At 65.6% G+C, this 4,990-nt stretch carries 5 protein-coding genes; all 5 read left to right on the plus strand.

Annotated elements, in window-relative coordinates; translation table 11 throughout:
- On the plus strand, positions 1–1,294 hold a 1,294-nt coding region (locus HV675_RS31855), incomplete at its 5' end, for a response regulator (protein WP_175115432.1).
- Between the two features lie 40 nt (positions 1,295–1,334).
- Positions 1,335–2,183, plus strand: a complete 849-nt coding sequence (locus tag HV675_RS31860; RefSeq protein ID WP_175115433.1) for a CheR family methyltransferase — start codon at positions 1,335–1,337, stop codon at positions 2,181–2,183.
- Positions 2,184–2,249: 66 nt separating this feature from the next.
- Positions 2,250–2,873 (plus strand): chemotaxis protein CheB, encoded by a 624-nt coding sequence (locus tag HV675_RS31865; RefSeq protein WP_175115436.1) that lies wholly within the window; start codon positions 2,250–2,252, stop codon positions 2,871–2,873.
- A 9-nt stretch (positions 2,874–2,882) separates the two neighbouring features.
- A complete protein-coding gene (locus HV675_RS31870; protein WP_175115434.1) occupies positions 2,883–4,043 on the plus strand; it encodes a hybrid sensor histidine kinase/response regulator in 1,161 nt (386 codons plus the stop codon).
- A 259-nt stretch (positions 4,044–4,302) separates the two neighbouring features.
- Positions 4,303–4,990, plus strand: a 688-nt coding sequence (locus tag HV675_RS31875; RefSeq protein WP_175115435.1) for a DUF2242 domain-containing protein, incomplete at its 3' end; no start/stop codon positions are given.

A 4,990-nucleotide genomic window follows, 5' to 3' on the forward strand; every position in this document is an offset into this window, starting at 1 on the left:
CAACGCCGCCGCTGGCACGCCGGCCGCGGCCCCGCGCGCCGCGCGTACGTCGGGCCGCCTCGGCGCGGAACCCACACCGCAACCGATCGACGACGACCGCCTCAACCGCAGGCACGGCAAACGTCTGATCCTCGCGATCGAAGACGAACCCGCGTTCGCCGAGATCCTGCGCGACCTCGCCCACGAACTCGAGTTCGATTTCGTGCATGCGACCGACGCGGCAAGCGGCGTCGCGATGGTGCGCGACCTGCAACCGACGGCGGTGCTGCTCGACGTCGGTCTGCCCGACCGTTCGGGCCTGACCGTGCTCGAATGGCTGAAGAACGATCCGGCGACACGGCATATTCCGATTCATATCGTGTCGGCGACGGATCATGCCGAGAAGGCGCTGCATCTGGGCGCGGTCGGCTACACGCTGAAGCCGACCGCCCGCACCACGCTCGAGGCCGCGATCCGCCGTCTCGAAACGCGCCTGCAGCAGCATATGAAGCGTGTGCTCGTCATCGAAGACGACCGCGCGATGCGCGAAAGTATCCGCGCGCTGCTGCAAAGCGACAGCACCGAGATCGTCGCCGTCGCCACGCTGGCGGACGCGCTCGTGCAGATCGAAAGCACGCCGTTCGATTGCGTGGTCACCGATCTCGCGTTGCCGGACGGCACCGGCTACGATCTGCTCGAACGGATGGCCGCCGATGCGGCGCTGCAAACGCTGCCGGTCATCGTCTACACCGGCCGCATGCTGTCCGGCGACGAAGAACACCAGCTGCGCCGCTATTCGAAGTCGATCATCATCAAGGGCGCGAAGTCGCCGGAGCGGCTGCTCGACGAAGTGACGCTGTTCCTGCACAGCGTCGAATCGTCGCTTGCGCCGGAACAGCAGCGCATGCTGCGCACGGTGCGCCAGCGCGACAATGCATTCGAAGGCCGCACCATCCTGCTTGCCGAGGACGACGTGCGCAACATCTTCGCGCTGTCGCATGTCATCGAGCCGCTCGGCGCGAAGCTGGAAATCGCGCGCAACGGCCGCGAGGCGCTCGATCTGCTCGAAAAAGGCGTCGACGTCGACCTGGTCCTGATGGACATCATGATGCCGGAGATGGACGGCCTGACCGCGACCGCGCAGATTCGCGCGAATGCGCGCTTCGCGCACCTGCCGGTCATCGCGCTCACCGCGAAAGCGATGGCGCACGACCGGCTGCGCTGTCTCGAAGCAGGCGCCGACGACTACATCTCGAAGCCGATCGACGTCGACAAGCTGATCTCGCTGTGCCGCGTATGGCTGCGCCAGCGGTAGAGACAAGAGCCATGTGACAAGCAGCATGGAGCCGAACCCGATGAGCCGTTCGTCCTACGAGCTGTCGCCGCAGCGGATGCACGATTTCGACATCGAGCTGAAGCTGCTGCTCGAAGCGATCTACCTGAAGTATCAGCACGACTTCCGCCACTATGCGATGTCGTCGCTGCGGCGCCGGCTTGCGCAGGCGCTCGAGGAATTCGGCGTGCGCACGCTGTCGCAATTGCAGGATCGCATCATCCGCAGCGAAGCGGACTTCGGGCGGCTGTTCCACTATCTGACGGTGCAGGTCAGCGATATGTTTCGCGATCCGCAGTACTTTCTCGCGCTGCGCGAGCACGTGCTGCCGCTGTTGCAGACCTACCCGTCGATCAAGGTCTGGGTGGCCGGCTGCAGCACCGGCGAGGAATTGTGGTCGCTTAAGATTCTGTTCGACGAGGCGGAGTTGACCGAGCGCACGCTGTTCTATGCGACCGACATCAACGCGGAGGCGCTCGAACGCGCCGAGACAGGCATTTACGCGACCGAGCGCATCGCCGGCTTCTCGCGCAACTATCTCGCGGCGGGCGGCAAGCAATCGCTGTCCGACTATTACCATGCCGCGTATGGGGGCGCGCGATTTGCCGGGTCGCTGAGAGATCGCGTGGTGTTTGCCGACCACAGCCTGTCGACCGACGAAGTGTTTCTCGAAGCGCATCTGGTGTCGTGCCGCAATGTGCTGATCTACTTCGATCGCGGCTTGCAGGACCGCGCAGTCGGGCTATTCGAGCGTTCGCTCGTGCGGCGCGGTTTTTTAGGGCTCGGCAGCAAGGAAAGCCTGCGCTTTTCGAATCAATATGGCGGGTTCGAAGAGTTTCGGGAACGCGAACGCATTTATCAGAAGCGGTAATCGCGCCTGCGCCGCGCGATTGCGAGACATCGACCAATCGACCACGACCGACCGAACATGACCCGTATGCGAGACGACCGAGCCAGCGCCGCCGCCCCGCCTCCCGCGCCCCGTTCCGCGCGCGGGTTCGACGCGGTCGTGCTCGGTGGATCGGCGGGCGGCACCGAACTGATGAGCGCGTTGCTGGCCGCGCTGCCTGCCGGCTTCCCGCTTGCGCTGCTGGTGGTATCGCATCTGCCGCCCGATGTGCCCAGCTATCTGCTCGAGACGCTCCGCTACCGCTGCAAGCTGCCGGTGGTCGAGCCGGACTCGGGCGAGACCGTTGCCCCCGGGCGCGTGCACGTTGCGCCGCCCGGCTATCACATGCTGGTCGACGACGACCGCACGATCGCGCTGTCGCTGGATTCGTCGGTGCGCTTTTCCCGGCCGTCGATCGATGTGCTGTTCGAATCGGCCGCGCATGTGTACGGGTCGCGACTGCTCGGCATTCTGCTGTCGGGCGCGAACGACGACGGCGTGCACGGCCTCGAAGTGATCCGCGCGATGGGGGGCGTCGCGTGGGTGCAGGACCCGCAAACGGCAAGCTCGGCTACGATGCCGCGCGCGGCGATCGCTCGGGGAGCGGTCGACGACGTTTTTTCTCCAACCATCATGGCCCAGCGACTCGCCGCGCTGCAGGCCACCTCGTAATCCCACGCTATGGCGCATTCCTCAGTGAACATTCTGATCGTCGACGACATCGCACATAACATCACGGCGCTCGAAGCGTTGCTGTCACGGCCGGGCATCGAACTGCTGGTCGCGAATTCGGGCCACGCGGCGCTCGACCTGCTGCTCAAACACGATGCCGCGCTCGCGATCCTCGACGTCAACATGCCGGGCATGAGCGGCTTCGAGCTCGCTTCGCTGATGCGCGGCAGCCCGCGCACGTCGCATGTGCCGATCATCTTCCTGACCGCGACCACGGAAGACGCGTCGCGCACCTTCCGCGGCTACGAAGCGGGCGCAGTGGACTTTCTGCACAAGCCGTTCGATCCGCGCATCCTGCAATCAAAGGTCGACGTGTTCGTGCAGCTCGAACAGCACAAGCGGCAGCTCGCCGACCAGTTGCTCGCGACCCGGCAACTGCTGGAGGCGAACGAAATGCTGATGGCCGTGCTCGGCCACGATCTGCGCACGCCGCTCGGCACGGTGCTCGCGTCCGCGGAATACCTGGTGCGCAACGCGCCGGACGAGCAGGCGGGCACGGTCGCGAACCGCATCAAGAGCAGTTCGCTGCGCATGTCGAGGATGGTGCATCAGCTGCTGAACCTTGCGCGGCTGCAAGGCGGCCGCATGCCGCTTGGCCCGCGCACGACCGATCTCGCGGCGCTGTGCGGTTCGGTGATCGAAGAATTCGCGTCTCAGGAAGGAGGCGAGCGGATCGCGCTCGAATCGCGCGGCAACTGCAGCGGCAGCTGGGATGCCGATCTGCTGTGGCAGGCCATTTCCAATCTGGTTAGCAATGCATTGCATCACGGCACGCCGGACGGCGGCATCGTCGTCGATATCGACGGCAGCGACGCGCAGCACGTCACGCTGACCATTGCGAACGGCGGCACGATTCCGCCGGGCGTGATGCCGCATCTGTTCGACGCGTTCGGCAATGCCACCGCCGGGCGGCGCACCACGAACGGCCGCCCTGCCGACGGCCGCTCCGCGGAGACGCGCGCTCGCGAAGGGCTCGGACTCGGTCTGCATATCGTGCGCACGGTCGTGCACATGCATGGCGGCAAGGTCCGCGTCACGTCGGACGGGGAACACGGCACCGTATTCACGATCGAACTGCCGCGCGAGACCGCATACGGCGCAATCCGGTAACGGGTCCGCGACCGCCCGCCGCTGCGAAAACCGCGCGGTTTTGCTGCGCAGTCGCGAACCGCACTACAATGCTTGCCGGCCCGATCGGCGTGCCGCGCGAGGTCGCTGCGCGCCGCTGTAACGTGTGTCGTGCCGTGTGTCGTGCCATGTTTCATGCCGCATTTCGTGCCGTGTTTCGTGCCGTGTTTCGTGCCGTGTTTCGTGCCGTGTTTCGCTCCGTGCTTTGTGCTCCATGTTTCACCGTTTGCCGGCTTTCACCATGCTCACCCGTTCCTCCCGATTCGCGCTCGCACTGTTGCCCGGACTTGCCGTCGCGCTTGCCGCGTGTTCGTCGACGCCCAAACCAAAGCTCCAGGACGAATTCCTCAGCAGCGATGCGAGTCCGTTCATGCGCACGTTCGGTGTCTCGAGCGCGGAGGCGTGCGAATCGGCGCGGCGGGCGCTGCTGAGCCAGGGTTACATGACGACGCTCGCGCGGCCCGATACCGTCGATGCGTCGAAGAACTTCCAGCCGGCGAGCGATACGCACTACACCGTCGAATTTCACGTGGTGTGCACGGCCGGCGACGATGCGGTGAATTCGAGCGTGGTGTACGCCAACGCCGTGCAGAACGGCTACGCGTTGAAGAAAAGCGATACGTCGGCCAGCGTCGGCCTGAGCATTCTCGGCTCGGTGTCGTTGCCGATCCGCTCGAACAGCGACGCAATGGTGAAGACTTCGAGCGAAACGATTCAGGGCGGCGCGTTCTACGACCGCTTCTTCGACCTGCTCACGCGATATCTGCAGAGCGCCGTGCGCACCGCGCCGGTGCCGGGCGAGACGGTCGACGCGAAATTGCTGCCGGGCGACCCATCGCCGTTGCCGGCGCCCGCGCTGGTCGCCGCTCCGGCCGTGGTGACGCCTGCGCCGCCGACCACGCCGGTGGCCGCGCTGCCGATGACGGCCA

Origin of the sequence: Paraburkholderia solisilvae (genome assembly GCF_902859875.1) — a bacterium.
GTDB lineage: Bacteria > Pseudomonadota > Gammaproteobacteria > Burkholderiales > Burkholderiaceae > Paraburkholderia > Paraburkholderia solisilvae.

Bases quoted from the DNA above. Each gene is read 5' to 3' on its own strand.
- HV675_RS31860 (WP_175115433.1), top strand. From the start codon at position 1,335: ATGAGCCGTTCGTCCTACGAGCTGTCGCCGCAGCGGATGCACGATTTC.
- HV675_RS31870 (WP_175115434.1), top strand. From the start codon at position 2,883: ATGGCGCATTCCTCAGTGAACATTCTGATCGTCGACGACATCGCACAT.
- HV675_RS31865 (WP_175115436.1), top strand. From the start codon at position 2,250: ATGCGAGACGACCGAGCCAGCGCCGCCGCCCCGCCTCCCGCGCCCCGT.